This is a genomic window from Agrobacterium sp. M50-1 (assembly GCF_049843495.1).
GTDB classification, from domain to species: domain Bacteria; phylum Pseudomonadota; class Alphaproteobacteria; order Rhizobiales; family Rhizobiaceae; genus Agrobacterium; species Agrobacterium radiobacter.
Genome location: NZ_JBBHZH010000001.1, coordinates 865,432 through 882,859, shown reverse-complemented (window position 1 = coordinate 882,859; position 17,428 = coordinate 865,432). Strand labels below are relative to the sequence as shown.

14 protein-coding genes are annotated in these 17,428 nt (G+C 58.4%); 8 read left to right on the top strand and 6 right to left on the bottom strand.

Annotated features, from left to right (window positions below):
- Window positions 1–125: 125 nt before the first annotated feature.
- Both hutC and WDZ78_RS03980 read right to left on the bottom strand, forming a co-directional pair.
- Window positions 126–851 carry a histidine utilization repressor gene (gene hutC, locus WDZ78_RS03985; protein ID WP_020009240.1) on the bottom strand — a complete coding sequence of 242 codons (726 nt, stop codon included), beginning with the start codon at window positions 849–851 and terminating at the stop codon, window positions 126–128.
- A gap of 51 nt (window positions 852–902) precedes the next feature.
- Window positions 903–2,249 (bottom strand): formimidoylglutamate deiminase, encoded by a 1,347-nt coding sequence (locus WDZ78_RS03980; RefSeq protein WP_425672380.1) that lies wholly within the window; start codon window positions 2,247–2,249, stop codon window positions 903–905.
- Between the two features lie 114 nt (window positions 2,250–2,363).
- Between WDZ78_RS03980 and hutI the strand changes: the two genes are divergently transcribed.
- From hutI to WDZ78_RS03955, 5 genes are all read left to right on the top strand, one after another.
- Window positions 2,364–3,623 carry an imidazolonepropionase gene (gene hutI / locus WDZ78_RS03975; RefSeq protein ID WP_425672379.1) on the top strand — a complete coding sequence of 420 codons (1,260 nt, stop codon included), beginning with the start codon at window positions 2,364–2,366 and terminating at the stop codon, window positions 3,621–3,623.
- Complete coding sequence (gene hutH, locus WDZ78_RS03970) at window positions 3,620–5,164, top strand: histidine ammonia-lyase (RefSeq protein ID WP_425672378.1); 1,545 nt, start codon at window positions 3,620–3,622, stop codon at window positions 5,162–5,164. The genes hutI and hutH overlap by 4 nt, the downstream gene beginning before the upstream one ends.
- A 1-nt stretch (window position 5,165) precedes the next feature.
- The gene (gene hutG, locus WDZ78_RS03965) at window positions 5,166–5,966 is read left to right on the top strand and encodes an N-formylglutamate deformylase (protein WP_425672377.1); all 801 of its coding nucleotides are present in this window, start codon (window positions 5,166–5,168) and stop codon (window positions 5,964–5,966) included.
- Between the two features lie 11 nt (window positions 5,967–5,977).
- Window positions 5,978–7,651, top strand: coding sequence for a urocanate hydratase (gene hutU, locus WDZ78_RS03960; RefSeq protein WP_020009235.1), 1,674 nt, complete (start codon window positions 5,978–5,980; stop codon window positions 7,649–7,651).
- Between the two features lie 62 nt (window positions 7,652–7,713).
- The gene (locus tag WDZ78_RS03955) at window positions 7,714–8,283 is read left to right on the top strand and encodes a HutD/Ves family protein (protein WP_425672376.1); all 570 of its coding nucleotides are present in this window, start codon (window positions 7,714–7,716) and stop codon (window positions 8,281–8,283) included.
- A 58-nt stretch (window positions 8,284–8,341) separates the two neighbouring features.
- Here the strand turns inward: WDZ78_RS03955 and WDZ78_RS03950 are convergent, their stop codons facing one another.
- The 4 genes from WDZ78_RS03950 to WDZ78_RS03935 all read right to left on the bottom strand — a co-directional run bounded on the left by WDZ78_RS03950 (window position 8,342) and on the right by WDZ78_RS03935 (window position 13,178).
- Window positions 8,342–9,820, bottom strand: coding sequence for a M81 family metallopeptidase (locus tag WDZ78_RS03950; RefSeq protein ID WP_425672375.1), 1,479 nt, complete (start codon window positions 9,818–9,820; stop codon window positions 8,342–8,344).
- Between the two features lie 71 nt (window positions 9,821–9,891).
- Window positions 9,892–10,980 carry a D-TA family PLP-dependent enzyme gene (locus WDZ78_RS03945; protein ID WP_425672397.1) on the bottom strand — a complete coding sequence of 363 codons (1,089 nt, stop codon included), beginning with the start codon at window positions 10,978–10,980 and terminating at the stop codon, window positions 9,892–9,894.
- Between the two features lie 31 nt (window positions 10,981–11,011).
- On the bottom strand, window positions 11,012–11,407 hold the full coding sequence (locus WDZ78_RS03940) for a RidA family protein (RefSeq protein ID WP_425672374.1): 396 nt from the start codon (window positions 11,405–11,407) through the stop codon (window positions 11,012–11,014).
- 385 nt (window positions 11,408–11,792) lie between these two features.
- Window positions 11,793–13,178: an FAD/NAD(P)-binding protein gene (locus WDZ78_RS03935; protein ID WP_425672373.1), complete on the bottom strand. Its 1,386-nt coding sequence runs from the start codon at window positions 13,176–13,178 to the stop codon at window positions 11,793–11,795.
- Window positions 13,179–13,611: 433 nt separating this feature from the next.
- Between WDZ78_RS03935 and repA the strand changes: the two genes are divergently transcribed.
- The 3 genes from repA (at window position 13,612) to repC (ending at window position 17,299) form a co-directional block, all read left to right on the top strand.
- Window positions 13,612–14,826, top strand: a complete 1,215-nt coding sequence (gene repA / locus WDZ78_RS03930; RefSeq protein ID WP_026363408.1) for a plasmid partitioning protein RepA — start codon at window positions 13,612–13,614, stop codon at window positions 14,824–14,826.
- Entirely contained in the window at window positions 14,823–15,836 is a 1,014-nt protein-coding gene (gene repB / locus WDZ78_RS03925; RefSeq protein ID WP_425672372.1) for a plasmid partitioning protein RepB, read from the top strand. The genes repA and repB overlap by 4 nt, the downstream gene beginning before the upstream one ends.
- A 185-nt stretch (window positions 15,837–16,021) precedes the next feature.
- Window positions 16,022–17,299: a plasmid replication protein RepC gene (gene repC, locus WDZ78_RS03920; protein ID WP_425672396.1), complete on the top strand. Its 1,278-nt coding sequence runs from the start codon at window positions 16,022–16,024 to the stop codon at window positions 17,297–17,299.
- The last annotated feature ends 129 nt before the right edge of the window (window positions 17,300–17,428 follow it).

Below are 17,428 nucleotides of genomic sequence, written 5' to 3'. Positions count from 1 at the left end.
GAGATTTATCGTACAGATTAACGGATTTTAACGACTTTCGGCCATGCGAACGGAAAGCAGGACAAGTCTCTCCCTGTATAGGGTTTCCATTTCGCGATTAAAGGATGCGGGCGACCTTGCGGATATCAGTCGGAAGACGGGCTGAAACGGGCCACAAGGGCATGCGCATTGCCGGGATAGGTGAAGCGCACATAGGTCACGGCGCCGGAATTGCTCCAGGTACGACGTTCGACCACCAGGCAGGCCTGCCTGTCGGAGATGCCGAGCAGGCGTGCGATCTCTTTCGACGGCGCCTCGGCGCTGATCCGATGTTCGGCAGTGCTCCACGGGACATGGCCGAGCAGCCAGGGCCCCGGCGCAATTTCGGTAAAGTCGGTTTCAGCCGCTTCCGGCACCGCCGTCAGACTGATGAGACGCTGCTCGACACAGAATTCGCGCGCACCGGCGAAATGGATGCAGAGAATCTCGAGCAATGACGTGCCGACGGAAACGTCGAGGCGCTCACGATCCCCGCTTTTGGCGCTGCGCCCTTTGCGCTCCAGGATCTTGAAGCCATATTCGAGGCCAAGGGATTCGACTTCCGCCCCGATGTCATGAATTTGCAGGACTGCAGACTGGATCTGCGGCTGGCGAACGAAACTGCCGGATTTCTTGCGGCGCTCAATCAAGCCGGCCTTGGCGAGCTGGCCCATGACCTTGTTCACCGTCATGCGCGAACAGTGATACTGATCGGCGAGGTCTACCTCGAAAGGCAGCCGGTGGCCCGGCGGCCATTCTCCTGAAACGATCCGGCCCTCGATGTCGCTGAGGATGCGCTGGTGCAGGGTTTGCCCGGCCGATGCTTTCGTCACGTCCGCAATGCCTTTCCCTACTGGCTTTTTCCCGTTTCTGCCGAGCCCATATCAGCTATCGAGAAGTTCGGCCATGACCTTGTTGAAGCGATCGGATATTTCACGGCGGTGGATATGCCGGCCGGCTTGCACGCGCTTTTTGCCGCGCATCCAAACGGAATCGACGCCAACACCACCGGCAAATATCCATTGATCGAGAATCTGGGATATCGGAAGATAAGAAACGGCGGAAACATCAAGAGCGACAAAATCCGCACTTTTCCCGCTTTCCAGACCATTTGGCGACGCCAGAGCCCTGCCGCCGCCTTCGAGCGCCTGCCGGAAGAGTTTTTCTCCCGTGGAATGGCCGGCATCGGCAATGACATTACGCGCCCGACGCGAGAGGCGCTGTGAATATTCGAGGGTTCGCAGTTCTTCCGGCACGGAAATCAGAATGTTGGAATCGGATCCGACGCCGTAATGGCCGTTTTCACCGAGAAAAGCCGGAGCCGGGAAGATGCCGTCGCCAAGATTGGCTTCGGTGATCGGGCAGAGACCGGCAACGGCGCCGCGTTTCGCCATATGCCGCGTTTCGTTTTCCGTCATATGTGTCGCATGGATAAGGCACCAGCGATCATCGACCGGCGCGTTTTCAAGCAGCCATTCCACCGGTCTCGCACCGGAAAAGGCAAGTGAATCGTCCACTTCCTTCGTTTGTTCCGCCACATGAATATGGATTGGCCCACCCTTTGCCAGCGGCTCGATGGCTGCCAGCTCGTCGCCGGTTACGGCACGCAGGCTGTGTGGCGCGATGCCGAGGGCCGCACCCGGCAATTTGTCCAGCACGGCCTGTGCGCCCTGCATCAGCGTTCCATAACTGTCGAGCGAATGGATGAAGCGTTTCTGTCCATCGATCGGAGCCTGGCCGCCAAAACCGGAATGGGCATAAAAGACCGGCAGCAAGGTGAGGCCGATGCCCGTCTGCGACGCGGCCGCGCCGATGCGTTCGGCCATTTCGGCGATATTGCCGTAATGCGAACCATCCCTGTCATTATGCAGATAGTGAAATTCGCCGACCCGGCCGAAACCGGCCTCCAGCATTTCCATATAGAGCTGGGCGGCAACGGCCTCGATATGGTCAGGCGTCATGGAGAGTGCGAATTTATACATGACAGTGCGCCAGCTCCAGAAACTGTCGTCACCCGGGCCGCGGATTTCGGCAAGCCCCGCCATGGCCCGCTGAAAGGCGTGGCTGTGGAGATTGGGCATGGCTGGAACGATGACGGCGTGACGCTCATCCTGCGGCTGCGGGGAGACGCCGGTTTCGACGGATGAAATAATGCCGTCATCGCAGATGATGCGAACATCCTTCGCCCATCCGTCCCCCAAAAGCGCTGCGCCCGCGTGAATTGCCGTCATGCCACCCTCTCCTTTGGTTCTGTCCGGCAAGGCCATTTCAAACACGAAAATGCAGCTTGCCAAGCCAATTATTATGTATATACATTTAACTCACAAAGGAAAGGCGAAAAGCAAATGCCAGGGAACAAATCTGCAAACGGAACGGCGACGGGGAACGCCACGGCTTTGTGGCGCAACGCCCGGCTGGCAACCTTCAATGCCGACATGGATGGCATCGGCGCCGTCGAAAACGCCGCGATTGCCGTGCGTAACGGCCGCATCGCCTTTGCCGGTCCTGAAAACGACCTGCCCGCCGATCTGGCGACAGCCGATGAGACCACCGATTGCGGCGGTCGCTGGATCACCCCTGCCCTGATCGACTGCCATACACATCTTGTCTTCGGCGGCAATCGCGCCATGGAATTCGAGATGCGGTTGAATGGCGCGACCTATGAGGAGATCGCCAAAGCGGGCGGCGGCATCGTTTCTTCGGTGCGCGATACGCGTGCGCTTTCGGAAGAGGTTCTGGTGGCGCAGGCGCTTCCGCGCCTTGACACCCTTCTTTCCGAAGGCGTTTCCACAGTCGAAATCAAATCCGGTTACGGTCTCGACATCGAAACCGAACTGAAGATGCTGCGTGTCGCGCGCAGGCTTGAGACATTACGGGCGGTGCGCATCGTCACCAGCTATCTCGCCGCCCATGCCACACCTGCAGACTATAAGGGCCGTAACGCCGATTATATTAGCGACGTTGTTCTGCCCGGGCTGGAAAAAGCCCATGCGGAAGGACTGGCGGATGCGGTTGACGGCTTCTGCGAAGGCATCGCCTTTTCCGTCGAGGAGATCGATCGGGTTTTCAAGGTTGCAAAACAGTATGGCCTTCCGGTCAAGCTGCATGCCGAGCAGCTTTCCAACCTCGGCGGTTCCGAGCTTGCGGCATCCTATAATGCGCTTTCGGCCGATCACCTCGAATATCTTGATGAGGCCGGCGCGAAGGCGCTGGCGGAAGCAGGAACCGTGGCCGTGCTTCTTCCCGGCGCCTTTTATGCGCTGCGCGAAAAGCAGCTGCCACCGGTACAGGCGCTGCGCGATGCCGGAGCCAACATTGCGCTCGCAACGGACTGCAACCCCGGAACATCGCCGCTCACCTCCCTGCTGCTGACCATGAATATGGGCGCCACGCTTTTCCGCATGACCGTGGAAGAGTGCCTGACGGCGACGACACGCAATGCGGCAAAGGCGCTCGGCCTGCTTGCGGAAACCGGCACGCTGGAGGCCGGAAAATCCGCTGATTTCGCCATCTGGGATATCGAGCGCCCGGCCGAGCTTGTCTATCGCATCGGTTTTAATCCGCTCCACGCCCGTATTTTCAAGGGACAGAAGGTTTCCTCATGACCATAAAAGCCATCACCCTTCATCCAGGCGCCGTGACGCTTGCCGAGCTTTCCACCATCTACTGGGAAAACGGCACGGCAAAGCTCGACCGCAGCTTCGATGCGGGCATTGAAAAGGCAGCGGCTCGCATCGCGGAGATTGCTGCCGGCAATGCGCCGGTCTACGGCATCAATACCGGTTTCGGCAAGCTTGCTTCCATCAAGATCGACGCGGCCGATGTGGCAACGCTGCAGCGCAATCTCATCCTGTCGCATTGCTGCGGGGTCGGCGCAGCGCTTCCTGAAAATATCGTGCGGCTGATCATGGCGCTGAAGCTGGTTTCGCTCGGCCGCGGCGCATCCGGCGTGCGGCTGGAACTGGTGCGGCTGATTGAAGCCATGCTTGAGAAGGGTGTCATTCCCGTCATTCCCGAAAAGGGTTCTGTCGGCGCTTCCGGCGATCTCGCGCCGCTTGCCCATATGGCAGCGGTGATGATGGGCGAAGGCGAGGCCTTTTATGAGGGAACGCTTCTGCCCGCCGGCCAAGCGCTTGCGAAAGCCGGATTGACCCCTGTTGTGCTTGCCGCCAAGGAAGGGCTTGCACTTATCAACGGCACACAGACCTCGACCGCGCTGGCGCTCGCCGGTCTTTTCCGCGCCCATCGCGCGGCACAGGCGGCGCTTGTCACCGGCGCGCTTTCCACCGATGCCGCCATGGGGTCGTCTGCCCCTTTCCATCCCGATATTCACAGCCTGCGCGGCCATAAGGGCCAGATCGACGCGGGAGCGGCGCTTCGTAATCTGCTGGAAGGTTCGGAAATCCGGGTCAGCCATATCGAGGGTGACGAGCGGGTGCAGGACCCCTATTGCATTCGCTGCCAGCCGCAGGTGGATGGCGCGTGCCTCGATCTTCTGCGGCAGGTGGCCCGCACGCTGGAAATCGAAGCCAATGCCGTGACCGACAATCCGCTGGTGCTTTCAGACAATTCCGTCGTCTCCGGCGGCAATTTCCACGCCGAACCGGTGGCATTTGCCGCCGATCAGACGGCGCTCGCCATTTGCGAAATCGGCGCGATCGCCCAGCGTCGCGTGGCGCTTCTGGTCGATCCGGCCCTGTCTTATGGGCTGCCGGCCTTTCTTTCCAAGAAGCCTGGGCTGAATTCGGGCCTGATGATCGCCGAAGTCACCTCCGCCGCGCTGATGAGTGAGAACAAGCAGATGGCGCATCCGGCCTCTGTCGATTCGACGCCGACCTCCGCCAATCAGGAAGACCATGTGTCCATGGCCTGCCACGGCGCGCGACGCCTGCTGCCAATGACGGACAATCTTTTCGCCATCCTTGGCATTGAAGCGCTTTCGGCCATTCAGGGTGTGGAGTTGCGCGGTCCGCTGAAAACCAGCCCCGAATTGCAGAAGGTGATTGCCGCGCTGCGCGCCACGATCCCGTCGCTGGAAGAAGACCGTTATATGGCGCCGGACCTGAAGGCGGCGGCGGAACTGATCGCTTCCGGCGCTCTGGTCTCGACGATCTCGGGCGGCATTCTGCCGAAGCTGGAGGTTTGAGATGCGTGTCTTTGACATCAAGGAAGGTTCATCGCCGATCATTCTCGGGCTACCCCACACCGGCACGGATGTGCCGGCGGATATATGGCAACGCCTGAACGACAACGGCAAATTGCTGGCCGATACCGACTGGCATATTCACGATCTCTATGCGGATCTGATCCCGGAAGCGACGACAGTGCGTGCCGCCTTTCATCGGTACGTGATCGACGCCAACCGCGACCCGGCCGGGGTGAGCCTTTATCCGGGCCAGAACACAACAGGGCTTGTTCCGGAGACCGATTTCGACGGGAAACCGATCTGGAATGAAGGGCAGGAGCCCACTCAGGACGATATCGCATACCGTCTGGAAACCTTTCATGCGCCCTATCACGCAGCTCTCGCGGCGGAAATAGAGCGGGTGAAGGCCATCCACGGCATCGCCATTCTCTATGATTGCCATTCGATCCGTTCGCATATTCCCTTCCTGTTTGAAGGCAAGCTGCCGGATTTCAATATCGGCACGGATATGGGCGCAACTTGCGACCCGGCGATCGAAAAAATCGCTGTCGAAGCGACCGCCGCTGCAGAAGGTTACGACAGCATTCTGAACGGTCGTTTCAAGGGCGGCTGGACGACGCGCCATTACGGAAAACCGCAGAACCGCGTGCACGCCATCCAGATGGAGCTGGCGCAGTCCACCCATCTTCAAAGCGAGAAGCCGCCTTTCGCCTATGACATGGACAAGGCCGACCGGCTTCGCTCCCATCTCAAAACCATTCTCACGCGCATGGAAAAATTTGCGCTCGACACGAAACGATAAGGGGAAAACACATGAACAATCCACGCCACAATATTCGTGAAGTCCGCGCACCACAGGGCAATGAACTCAATGCCAAGAGCTGGATGACGGAAGCGCCGCTGCGCATGCTGATGAACAATCTCGACCCCGATGTCGCCGAGCGCCCGCATGAGCTGGTGGTTTATGGCGGCATCGGGCGCGCCGCCCGCACCTGGGACGATTTCGACCGCATCGTCGCGACGCTGAAAGATCTGAACGAGGATGAAACCCTCATCGTGCAGTCGGGCAAGCCGGTCGGTGTATTCCGCACCCACAAGGATGCGCCGCGCGTCCTGATCGCCAATTCCAACCTCGTGCCGCATTGGGCGAACTGGGATCACTTCAACGAACTGGATAAGAAGGGCCTTGCCATGTACGGCCAGATGACGGCCGGTTCGTGGATCTACATCGGTACGCAGGGCATTGTGCAGGGCACCTATGAGACCTTCGTCGAGGCCGGTCGTCAGCACTATGACGGCAACCTGAAGGGCAAATGGATCCTGACCGGCGGTCTCGGCGGCATGGGAGGCGCACAGCCGCTCGCCGCCGTCATGGCGGGCGCCTGCTGCCTTGCCGTCGAATGCGATGAAACCCGCGTCGATTTCCGCCTGCGTACCCGTTATGTCGATGCGAAGGCGCATACGCTCGATGAGGCGCTGGCGCTGATCGACCAATGGACCAAGGCGGGCGAGGCGAAATCCGTCGGCCTGATCGGCAATGCGGCGGAAATCTTTCCGGAACTGGTCCGTCGCGGCGTCCGCCCCGATATTGTTACCGACCAGACCTCGGCGCATGATCCCGTCCATGGTTACCTTCCGGCCGGATGGACGGTTGCCGAATGGCGCGCCAAGCAGGAAAGCGACCCGAAGGCCGTTGCCGCCGCAGCGCGCGCCTCGATGAAGGTGCATGTTCAGGCCATGGTCGATTTCTGGAACGCTGGCGTTCCGACACTCGATTACGGCAACAATATCCGCCAGGTCGCCAAGGATGAGGGGCTGGAAAACGCTTTCGCCTTCCCGGGCTTCGTGCCGGCCTATATCCGCCCGCTGTTTTGCCGCGGCATCGGCCCGTTCCGCTGGGCGGCCCTGTCGGGTGATCCGGAAGACATCTACAAGACCGACGCCAAGGTGAAGGAACTGCTGCCTGACAACAAGCACCTGCACAATTGGCTGGACATGGCGCGCGAGCGCATCGCATTCCAGGGCCTGCCGGCGCGTATTTGCTGGGTCGGCCTTGGCGACCGTCATCGTCTTGGGCTTGCCTTCAATGAAATGGTGAAGAACGGCGAGCTGAAGGCGCCTGTTGTCATTGGCCGCGACCATCTGGATTCCGGCTCCGTCGCCTCGCCCAACCGCGAGACCGAAGCCATGAAGGACGGCTCGGACGCCGTTTCCGACTGGCCGCTCCTCAATGCGCTGCTCAACACCGCATCCGGCGCGACCTGGGTTTCGCTGCATCACGGCGGCGGTGTCGGCATGGGCTTCTCGCAGCATTCCGGCATGGTCATCTGCGCCGATGGCACCGACGATGCGGCCCGCCGACTGGAGCGCGTGCTCTGGAACGACCCGGCGACCGGCGTGATGCGCCATGCCGATGCCGGTTACGACATCGCCGTGGAATGCGCCAGAGAACAGGGCCTGCGCCTGCCCGGCATCCTCGGCAATTGATCCTGCCACGGCCGGAAATGGGGAACACCTTTTCCGGCCGCTTCTCTTAGAAGTGAACGACCATGACCCTGCTGCGCGCGAGCGACTACAAGCGAATGCCCTGGAAAAACGGTGGCGGCGAGACCGTGGAAATCGCCATCTTTCCGCCCGGCTCTTCCGTCGAGGACTTCGACTGGCGTATCAGCATGGCGACGGTCGCAAGCGATGGGCCGTTTTCGATCTTTCCCGGTATAGACCGCACCCTCGCCATTCTTGAGGGAAACGGCATGGCTCTGGAAATTGCGGCCGCCGATCCGCTGCTGCTGACCATGGAGAGTGCGCCCCTGCCCTTTCCGGCCGATGTTCCCGTCAATGCGACCCTACCCGACGGCGCGATCACCGATCTGAACGTCATGACCCGCCGTTCGACCTTTCGCCATGTCGTCATGAGGCGCTCGGGTCTGTTTGCGGGGAAAGCAGACGGAAACACGACGCTTGTCCTGGCGCTCGATCCGCTGATGGTTTCGACCGGTGACAGCAAGGACCGGCTGGGGAAGCTGGATGGTCTGCTGATCGACGGCGGTTTACAGTTCACCATTGAAACAGATCAAAACGAAAGCGCGTTTTTCCTGATCACGCTTGAGCGTCTCTGAAGCCTTTCCAGAAAAAGGCGTCACAGTTCCGTCCCGACAATGCTCAAACCGCTGCCGCTCAATCCAGACCCAGCGGATCAGCCACCCGTGGCCAAAGCTCGAGGCTCGCCTTGCGATAGGGCGTTTTTGCCGGGTCGGTCGGATAGGATGTCGGGGCCGCTATATAAACGATCTCGGAGGCGACCGGCGCAAACCCCGCATGGAAATGGTTGGTCGACTTGACCAGCAGCACATCTTTTTTCGCGAAATCGACGCCAAGATTGGAAAAGATATCCGGCTCATAAGTCTGCGTCCGGCTGGTGATGAGGATGATATCAATCTCCGTGCCCAGCGGCCGCACGACAGCGGCGCGGCCGAGCGTGACGCGGCTGTTGCGGAAACTCTGCCAGCCGGCCTCAGCCGTGCGCATTACCTTTATGCGGAAATCGAGCGGCTCGCCGCCCTCAGGGCTGGATTTGCCGCCGATGCGCAGATCGATCTCGGCACCCTCCCCCGCCGCGTGACAGAAAGACACAGCGATCGGGTCCCAGATCGTCGCGACAGCGAAATTGTCCATGCCGCGCCCCACCATGCGCCGCAGAATATGGGTTGCATCACCGGCGACACCGCCGCCCGGATTATCCCAGATGTCCGATACGACGACCGGCTTCTCCTGATTGTCGCTGCGAATGGCGAGAACCCGGTCGAGACCCGTTTCCGTATCCAGCATCGGCATGGCAGTCAGCTTGCGCATGGCATAGAGTTCGCGGCCGAGCTTTTCGGCCAGCGCGTCACCCTTTGCCCTGTCATTATCGGTGACGACCACGATGCGCGTTCCCATATCCGGTACGTCACCGGCCATGAAACCATGGATGACCGAAATTGACAGGATCCCGTCCCTGCCCTCCATCGCCTTCAACCGGTCGACATAAGAACGCATCGGCTCACGGCTGGTGGGATAAATGGTGATCATGCGGCAATCGAAAGTCGAGATGACCGGTTTGATCTCTCCCCGAAACGTGCGCAGCGCCATTTCCACCACATGTTCGCCGCGCTCTTCGAAATCCGTATGCGGAAACTCCAGAAACGTCGCCATGATGTCGAGATTTTTGACCCGGAGCGCCGTCAGATGGCTGTGGGGATCGAATTCCGCCGCGATCAGCACTTCCGGTCCAACCATCGCACGGATGCGGGAGAGGAAATCGCCTTCCGGATCATCGTAACCCTGCGCCACCATGGCTCCATGCAGGCCCAGAACCACGGCATCGACGGGCATGGCGGCGGCGAGTTCGGCAAGAATAGTATCCCGCAGCGTTTCATAGGTCTGGCGCTGGATAAGGCCCGCCGGTTCCGCCCAGCAGGAGGTTCCCTCGATCACCGTGAACCCTTCCGCCTTGCCGCGACGACGCAGGATCGGTACGGGCGAGGAGCAGAGCGTCGGCGTTTCGGGATGCTCGCCCGGCCCGGCATAAAAAGCCGCGCGAAAAGCGTCCATATCCGTCGGCACGGGTGAAAACGTGTTGGTTTCAGTGGCGAGCGACGCCGTGAAGATGCGCATTTTTCCAGATTCTCGTTGCCGGTCTCTGCATTCTCGCAGCTCCCGATTCCAATTTAATTAGCCGGGTAACCTTACCAGACGGTGCCGCGCGCTGCGACCTTCTCAACGCGCGTTACGACGCCGTTTCGATGAAAAACCATCCTGTCGAAAAGATTGCTGACGACGCACGTATGGTTAGGCACGACCTTGACCACATCACCTATTTCAGGCCGCCCGGAGGCGCAGCCGGACAGATCGACGACAGCGTGTTCTTCCGAAAGCGAGATGATTTTTGCGCCTTCATAACCTTCGATCAGCCCATAGTCGCTGAAACCCAGGAGATCTGAGGTCAAGGCCTTGGATCCGCTGTCCAGCACGGCCCGATCCGCCGTAGGTCTCGAAACCACGGTGGCGAGAACATGCATGGCGAGATCGCCGGCCGTGCAATGTCCCGCGCGCAGCATCGCCCGATCATTATAGACATAGGTGCCGGCCCGATGTTCGGTCGCGGAAGGAACGAGATGGGCGGAGTAAAAATCGGGCGAACCGCCACTGGAACGAACCGGGCAATCGATACCCTTTTGCGCAAGCGACGCCATGGTCTCGCGAAGGAATTTCTCTACCGTCTCGGCCCCGCCAGGCGCCGGATAGGTGAGAACGCCCTTGAATGTCAGACCGGGGGCCGCAACAATCTTTTCCGCAAGCGCCAATGCCGCTTGCGGCGTCTGCACGCCGCAGCGCTTGCCGCCCGTATCGCATTCGACAAGCACGGCAAGCGGCCTTGCCGCATCGAATGTATCGGCGAGACCGGCAATCGTGACCGCGCTGTCGGCAACCACGCTCAGCCCGTCGATGCGCGCATTCAGCGCTTTCAGCCGCGAAAGCTTTGCCGCGCCGAGAATATTGTAGGTGATCAGGATGTCATCAAAACCGGCATCCGCGAAAACTTCCGCCTCGCTGACTTTCTGGCAATTAATACCGATCGCACCGGCCTGAAGCTGCTGTTTTGCGACGGCCGGTATCTTGTGCGTCTTGATATGCGGACGGAACGCCTTGCCGTGTTCATCCAGATAGGACTGCGCCCTGAGGATATTGGCACTGAGCCTGTCCTCGTCAATGACAGGCATTGGCGTCGAAATCGCATTGAGTGGTGTGCCCGCATCAGGCCAGGGATAGGTCATCATCTACTCTCAAAAATAGGCAAATTGGGCTTCAAACCAGCGGCTTATAAGCGATAACGTCCATTTCCACCTTGGCATCGACCATTAGCGGTGATTGCACGGTCGAGCGCGCGGGTGGATGATCGATGAAATATTTCTGGAAAACGGCGTTGAAGCTCGAAAAATCCCGCGCATCATCCAGCCAGACATTGACCTTGACCACATCGGCAAGCGTACAATCCGCCAGCGCCAGAACATCCCTGATATTCGCAACAACCTGCTCGGTCTGCGCCACAATCCCGCCGGTCACGACCTCGCCATCAACAGTTGGCACCTGTCCCGAAACATAAACGAAATCACCGGCGCGAACGGCCTTGGCAAATGGCCGACGCTGCCCGCCAGCCTGACTGTCCGCCGTCTCATACCTTACCAGTTTCTGTTTTTGCATGGGCCCTCGCAAATTATTTTCATAATTTCGGAAATTTTCAGGATTTATAGCTTCTTTTATGATGAACTTCCATAAGCTATGTAAATTATTTAGCAATCCCGGATATTGCCCCGCAAAGACGGCTTTGGTCTTTTACCCCAGTTGACTGCGGGAATGCGCGCCTTGAAGGCAAAAAGCGGTACTTCACAAAAGAACTTTGCTTGCTATCGTACAGACAACCCACGCGGCATTCATCAGCCGTCTCGAATCCGCGAATTCGCGCTTCCAATAAATAGTCAGCATATTATTCAAAGAAAAAGTTTGCCGCGGCTAACATCAAAATAAAGAGACGCCGAGAGTGTCTTTTCTAACGGCACCTCCCGCGACAGCCGATTCTTTGGCCGCATCAGCCCTGCGCAGTAACCCGATCATTCGCGGTCACTCTGTGTGTGATCTCCTGCGCAATCTTCTGCGCCTGCACACGAATATCCGGAACAGCGGTTATCTCCCAGAACCGGCCCGCCGTCAGCGCACCCGCGGCAAAAAGACCGGGCCAGCTTCGTCCATCCGTCCGCAGCAAATGGGAGTGGTCGTCAACTTCGACCCCCAGCCCGAAGGGATCAAGCAAAATAACACCGTCGTCGCGCATGGTCTCAAGAAGGCGTGAATGACCGATGCCTGCTCGCTCCATGCCCGTGCAATTGATGACCCAATCGACCTGCAACTCCTTCAAGATCTGCGTATGCCTGCGGCGATAGTGAACGGCAATCCCCTCCTGCCGTTCCTCTATGGACCGAAGGTAACCGGCATGAATTTCCAGAATGCCTTCCGAAAGCAACTTCTCGAAAGCACCGGAAACCTCAGGCGCGATGCGGTGCCGATGGATATTCCACCAGGGCAAGGCATGCCGAAGAAACCGGCTGCGCTGCGCAGGTGTAAGGCGTTGCCAAAGCAATTGTGTTTTCGGCCGCAAACCATCCATGACGGTGCGCCACGGTGCGCCATCGCTGACCTGTTTGCGTAAAGACTGCAGCAACCGGCTGATCTCCGTCGAGCCATCGGGCAGATCTGGCTCCGTCGGGGGAGCAGGCGGGCTGACATGCGGATGCGGCGCCAGGCCGCGACGGGATAGAACATGGATCGGGCCTTGATGCCCTTTTCCCCGCAGGGTCAGAACCTGGTCTATCATCGTCAGACCCGAACCCAGAATACAGATGCGATCCCCCGCCTTGACTTTGGACAACCATCCCGGCTGCCAGCAGTGGCCGATGATACGTTGTGGCCCCTCTTCCTCCCTCGCGACAGTTTGCACCGGCAAACTCGCCGCGCCGACACCGAGACACAACACGACATTCCGCGCGCGCAGCTGCTCGCCATTCTCCAGAGCAAAAGAAAATCCACCCTTGCCATCCTGGCGACAGGCCGAAGCCTTGGCCCGAACGAAATCCACCCGCGCCCGTTGCTCCCTGCTCCTCAGCAAGCCTGCCAGCCGGTCACGGAGATAAAGACCATAGTCTCCGCGCGAGGCGAACAGCAGAGGATTCTCCGCTATCCCATTTTCCGTCAACCAGTCGACAAAATCATTGGGTCGGTCAGGGAAGACGCTCATTCTCCCGGCTGGCACATTCAGCCGATGATAGGGAAGCTCGGTACGGTAAGCGGTGCCGCGCCCAAAATCCGATTCATCGCCCACGATAGCGATCGAGGCTTCCGCCGGTAGGGACGATAAAAGATGAGCGGCGGTACAGATGGCCGAGAACCCCGACCCAACGAGAGCGACATCATAGGACATTCATTCCTCCAACCTGCGACAGCTTGAACAGCCAGACGACGGGCGTCGAACCCAACGATACTCTAGTCAATGAGTAGAGATTAAACATCCGCGAATGTCCACCCTTCACTTTTTGCCGCGGGATGATGGGATGTGCCGTGTGTCAAAACCAAAAAGTTAGCCGCGGCAAACTTATGCGCGGGCATACATTCCTTGTGTGAAAAGACGCGATCCGCGCCCGTCTGTCTGATCGTCAGGGCGAAGTTAGCCGCGGCTAACCGTCAAACTGTCACAAAAACAAAAGTGATTCTTCCACAATGCCTTAGCGGCACTTTCGCACCTGAGAAAAAAGCCTATTGCACCAAAAAGAGAATCGGCGCTTATATCTCAGTTGCGGAAAAAACCGCCTTTTTCGAAAAAAACCGCTACTGCAATTTCGAGCGAAAGAAGACCGATGACACAGAGTGCCGATCTAAGACGTGCCGCAGGAGCACCCGACCTGACGAGTCTTATACAACAGCATTCGGCTGCGTTGTCAGCCCAATTACAGGCTCATAATGCAAATACATTTTCTCCCCACACCGAAAAGAGCATGCGCCATTTCTCCCCGGCAGAAACTGCGCGGCTGATCGGTATTGGCGAGGCCTATCTTCGCCAGATCGCCGCCGAACGCCCGGAACTCGATGCAGCGCAGGCCTCCGGCCGCCGTTCCTATTCGGTTGAGGATATGGACGAGATCAGAAAATTCCTTGATCAGGGCGCACGCGGCACACGTCGTTATCTGCCACACCGCCGTGATGGTGAAGAGTTGCAGGTCATCGCCGTCATGAACTTCAAGGGCGGTTCTGGAAAAACCACAACGTCTGCGCATCTGGCGCAATATCTGGCGCTGCGCGGTTACCGGGTGCTCGCCATCGATCTCGATCCGCAGGCCAGTCTGTCCGCGCTCTTCGGTCATCAGCCGGAGATCGATGTCGGTCCGAATGAAACCCTCTATGGCGCCATCCGTTATGATGACGAACGCCGGCCGATCGCTGAAATCGTTCGTGGCACCTACATTCCCAATCTCCATATTGTTCCGGGCAATCTGGAACTGATGGAATTCGAACACGACACGCCCCGCGCTCTGATGCGTCGCGCGCCCGGCGATACACTGTTCTTTGCCCGTATCGGCCAGGCGATTGCCCAGGCGCAGAACTTTTATGATGTCGTCGTCATCGATTGCCCGCCGCAGCTTGGTTATCTGACGCTTTCGGCGCTGACCGCAGCCACATCCGTTCTCGTCACCGTACATCCGCAAATGCTGGATGTGATGTCGATGAACCAGTTCCTTGCCATGACCGGCGATCTTCTCGCTGAAATCGGCAGGGCGGGCGCACGTTCTGACTATAACTGGATGCGTTATCTGATTACCCGCTTTGAACCGAGTGACGGTCCGCAGAACCAGATGGTCGCCTTCCTGCGCTCGATTTTCGGTGAAAACGTCCTCATCCACCCGATGCTGAAGAGCACGGCCGTCTCGGATGCCGGACTGACCAACCAGACACTTTTCGAAGTGGAAAGAACCCAGTTTACCCGGTCCACCTATGACCGTGCGCTGGAAGCCATGAACAACGTAAACGCTGAAATCGAAGGACTGATTAAAAAAGCGTGGGGTAGGGCAGCATGAGCAGAAAACAGATATTCGCCAATCTTGGTACTCCGGCCGCCGACAGCAATGAGACCGCATCCGAGCGGTCGCGTCCGCGCATCAGGCCCATTCTTGGCTCTCCGGAACTCGTGACCGATGTTCTGAATTCCCCGGTGGGAATGATCGGCCAGTCGCTCAGCGAGGTATCGGAACGCGCCAAGCGTGCGGAAGAGATCGAAAGGCAGCTCGCAGAAGGTCTCACGATCGTTTCGCTCAATCCTGCCGATATCGATCCTTCCTTCATACCCGATCGCATGCCAGCCTCCGAAGAGGCGGATGCAGGTCTGATTGAAGCCATTCGTGAACAGGGCCAGCAGGTTCCCATTCTGGTGCGCCCGCATCCCGAATTCCCCGGCCGTTATCAGGTCGCCTTTGGTCACCGTCGCCTGCGCGCCGTCTCCAGCCTCGGTATTCCGGTCAACGCCGTCGTACGTGATCTCAGCGATGAGCAGCTCGTCGTTGCCCAGGGACAGGAAAACAACGAGCGTCGGGATCTCACCTATATTGAAAAGGCGCGCTTTGCCCAGAAACTGCAGATACGGTTTCCGCGGGATACGATCATGGCCGCCATGTCGCTGCACAAGGGCGATCTCTCCAACATGCTGTCGGTTGTCGGCCGCATTCCGGAGGATCTTGTCGATCTTATTGGCCCCGCCCCAACTGTCGGCCGTCGTAACTGGATGGACCTCGCCGATCAGCTTTCCTCTTCTCAGGTCAAGGAAGCTGCCCGTGCCTATGTGAGGGATGCCTCGGTTGCTGCCCTGCCATCGGAAGACCGTTTCAAGTCGCTTCTGGATTTCCTGAAGCCCAAGGCGCAGGCAAAAAAAACCGGTGTCTGGTCGTCCGAAACCGGCGGCCGGCTGGCGAAGGTGGTCGAGAGCGACCGCAAGCTGGATATCTCCATCGACAAGAACGAAGCACCGGAATTTGCCGAGTTCGTTCTGGAACATCTTCAAACGCTGTTTGCCGAATACCGGTCCAAGCAGTGAGTTTTAACTCGAACGACTAACAGGAGACGCATCACAAAAGAAAAAAGCCCCCGAACGTTGCCGCGCGGAAGCCTTTCTTTGATTTAAGCACCCGAAGAATCTCATTTCCGCGAATCATAGTCAAGAGTCTTGGCATCGAATTTTTCGGTGAGCGATTTTCTTTTGCCTTGTGAAAGGTGAAAGACATGGACAACACATGTGTAACGACGCCCTTTGGGCGGCGAGCGATGTCGTTTGGCGTCCTCGCGACTCAGTTTGCCGCGCAGAAAAACAAGAAGATCGAAGCGGTCGATAAATGGAAACTCTATCGTTCGGTCTGTGAAGCCCGGCCATTGCTTGGCGTGACCGATCGCTCGCTTGCGGTCCTGAACGCGCTTTTGAGTTTTTATCCCAAGAACGAACTTTCCAGCGAAGCCGGTTTGGTCGTCTTCCCGTCGAATGCGCAATTGTCGCTCCGTGCCCATGGCATGGCCGAACAGACATTGCGCCGGCATCTTTCGGCTCTCGTCGAAGCCGGCCTCATCATTCGCAAGGACAGTCCGAACGGAAAACGATACGCCCGCAAGCACCGGGGAGGGGAAATCAGCGAGGCTTACGGTTTTTCGCTGGCACCGCTTCTTGCCCGCAAAGCGGAAATTGAGGAACTGGCCGAACGTATCGTCAGCGAGCGGCTCGATCTTCAACGGCTTCGTGAAAGCATCAGCCTTTGCCGCCGCGATATCCAGAAACTCTGCGACATGATTGCTGCAAGCGGTCGGGTCGAAACCTTCGAAGGGTTTCAGACACGTTACAACGCCATTGCCCGCTCTCTCGGTCGCAATTCCAAACCCGCAGAACTCAAAGAAATCGCCGGTTTTTTGGCTTCTTTGCGTGCGGAAGTGACCAACTATCTGGAAAATATTGAAAAATCAGAAAATTTGGGCGGCAATGACTGCCAAAATGAGCGCCTCATAAAGAATTCAGAATCCGAATCCATATCTAAACGGCGGGATTTGCACGAGCCGGCAGCCGCTGCACCCGCCAGCACGGCAAGCGCCCAGCCAGCATATGCGGCGCCCGTCAGTGCAAAACCTTCGCCACCATCGCCAAAGCCTATGCTTCATAAGCAATTTTTTGTTCCTGATATTGTTTTGGTTTTGAAGGCTTGCCCTGACATCTCGCTCTATGCCCCAGGCGGAGCGGTTACAGGCTGGCGCGATCTGGAAGTAGCGACATCGGTCATCAAGACCATGTTCAATATCAGCCAGTCCGCCTATCAGGATGCGCTTGCTACATTCGGCCGACAGGGAACGGCAGCCATCCTCGCCTGCCTTCTGCAGAAAGCCGACCAGATAAGTTCGCTGGGCGGGTATCTGCGCAATCTGACCCGTAAGGCGCAGGAAGGCGGCTTCGACATGCAGACAATGCTTCTGGCGCAGTTGAGAGGGCGTAAGGACGCTATGGAGGCGAGCATGCTCTGCTGAGTTAACAGAGCCTGGAAAACGGTCTCAGCTTGCGGAAAAAGCAGACCGAAGTTACATTGACGCCGTTTCCGCAAGAAAAAGAGATTCGCATGAGGCTGCTGACATAAACAGTGCAGCCAAGGGGTTTCT

Bases quoted from the DNA above. Each gene is read 5' to 3' on its own strand.
- repA (WP_026363408.1), top strand. From the start codon at position 13,612: ATGACACAGAGTGCCGATCTAAGACGTGCCGCAGGAGCACCCGACCTG.
- repB (WP_425672372.1), top strand. From the start codon at position 14,823: ATGAGCAGAAAACAGATATTCGCCAATCTTGGTACTCCGGCCGCCGAC.
- WDZ78_RS03940 (WP_425672374.1), bottom strand. From the start codon at position 11,407: ATGCAAAAACAGAAACTGGTAAGGTATGAGACGGCGGACAGTCAGGCT.
- WDZ78_RS03935 (WP_425672373.1), bottom strand. From the start codon at position 13,178: ATGTCCTATGATGTCGCTCTCGTTGGGTCGGGGTTCTCGGCCATCTGT.
- hutI (WP_425672379.1), top strand. From the start codon at position 2,364: ATGCCAGGGAACAAATCTGCAAACGGAACGGCGACGGGGAACGCCACG.
- WDZ78_RS03980 (WP_425672380.1), bottom strand. From the start codon at position 2,249: ATGACGGCAATTCACGCGGGCGCAGCGCTTTTGGGGGACGGATGGGCG.
- WDZ78_RS03950 (WP_425672375.1), bottom strand. From the start codon at position 9,820: ATGCGCATCTTCACGGCGTCGCTCGCCACTGAAACCAACACGTTTTCA.
- hutG (WP_425672377.1), top strand. From the start codon at position 5,166: ATGCGTGTCTTTGACATCAAGGAAGGTTCATCGCCGATCATTCTCGGG.
- repC (WP_425672396.1), top strand. From the start codon at position 16,022: ATGGACAACACATGTGTAACGACGCCCTTTGGGCGGCGAGCGATGTCG.
- WDZ78_RS03945 (WP_425672397.1), bottom strand. From the start codon at position 10,980: ATGACCTATCCCTGGCCTGATGCGGGCACACCACTCAATGCGATTTCG.
- hutU (WP_020009235.1), top strand. From the start codon at position 5,978: ATGAACAATCCACGCCACAATATTCGTGAAGTCCGCGCACCACAGGGC.
- WDZ78_RS03955 (WP_425672376.1), top strand. From the start codon at position 7,714: ATGACCCTGCTGCGCGCGAGCGACTACAAGCGAATGCCCTGGAAAAAC.
- hutH (WP_425672378.1), top strand. From the start codon at position 3,620: ATGACCATAAAAGCCATCACCCTTCATCCAGGCGCCGTGACGCTTGCC.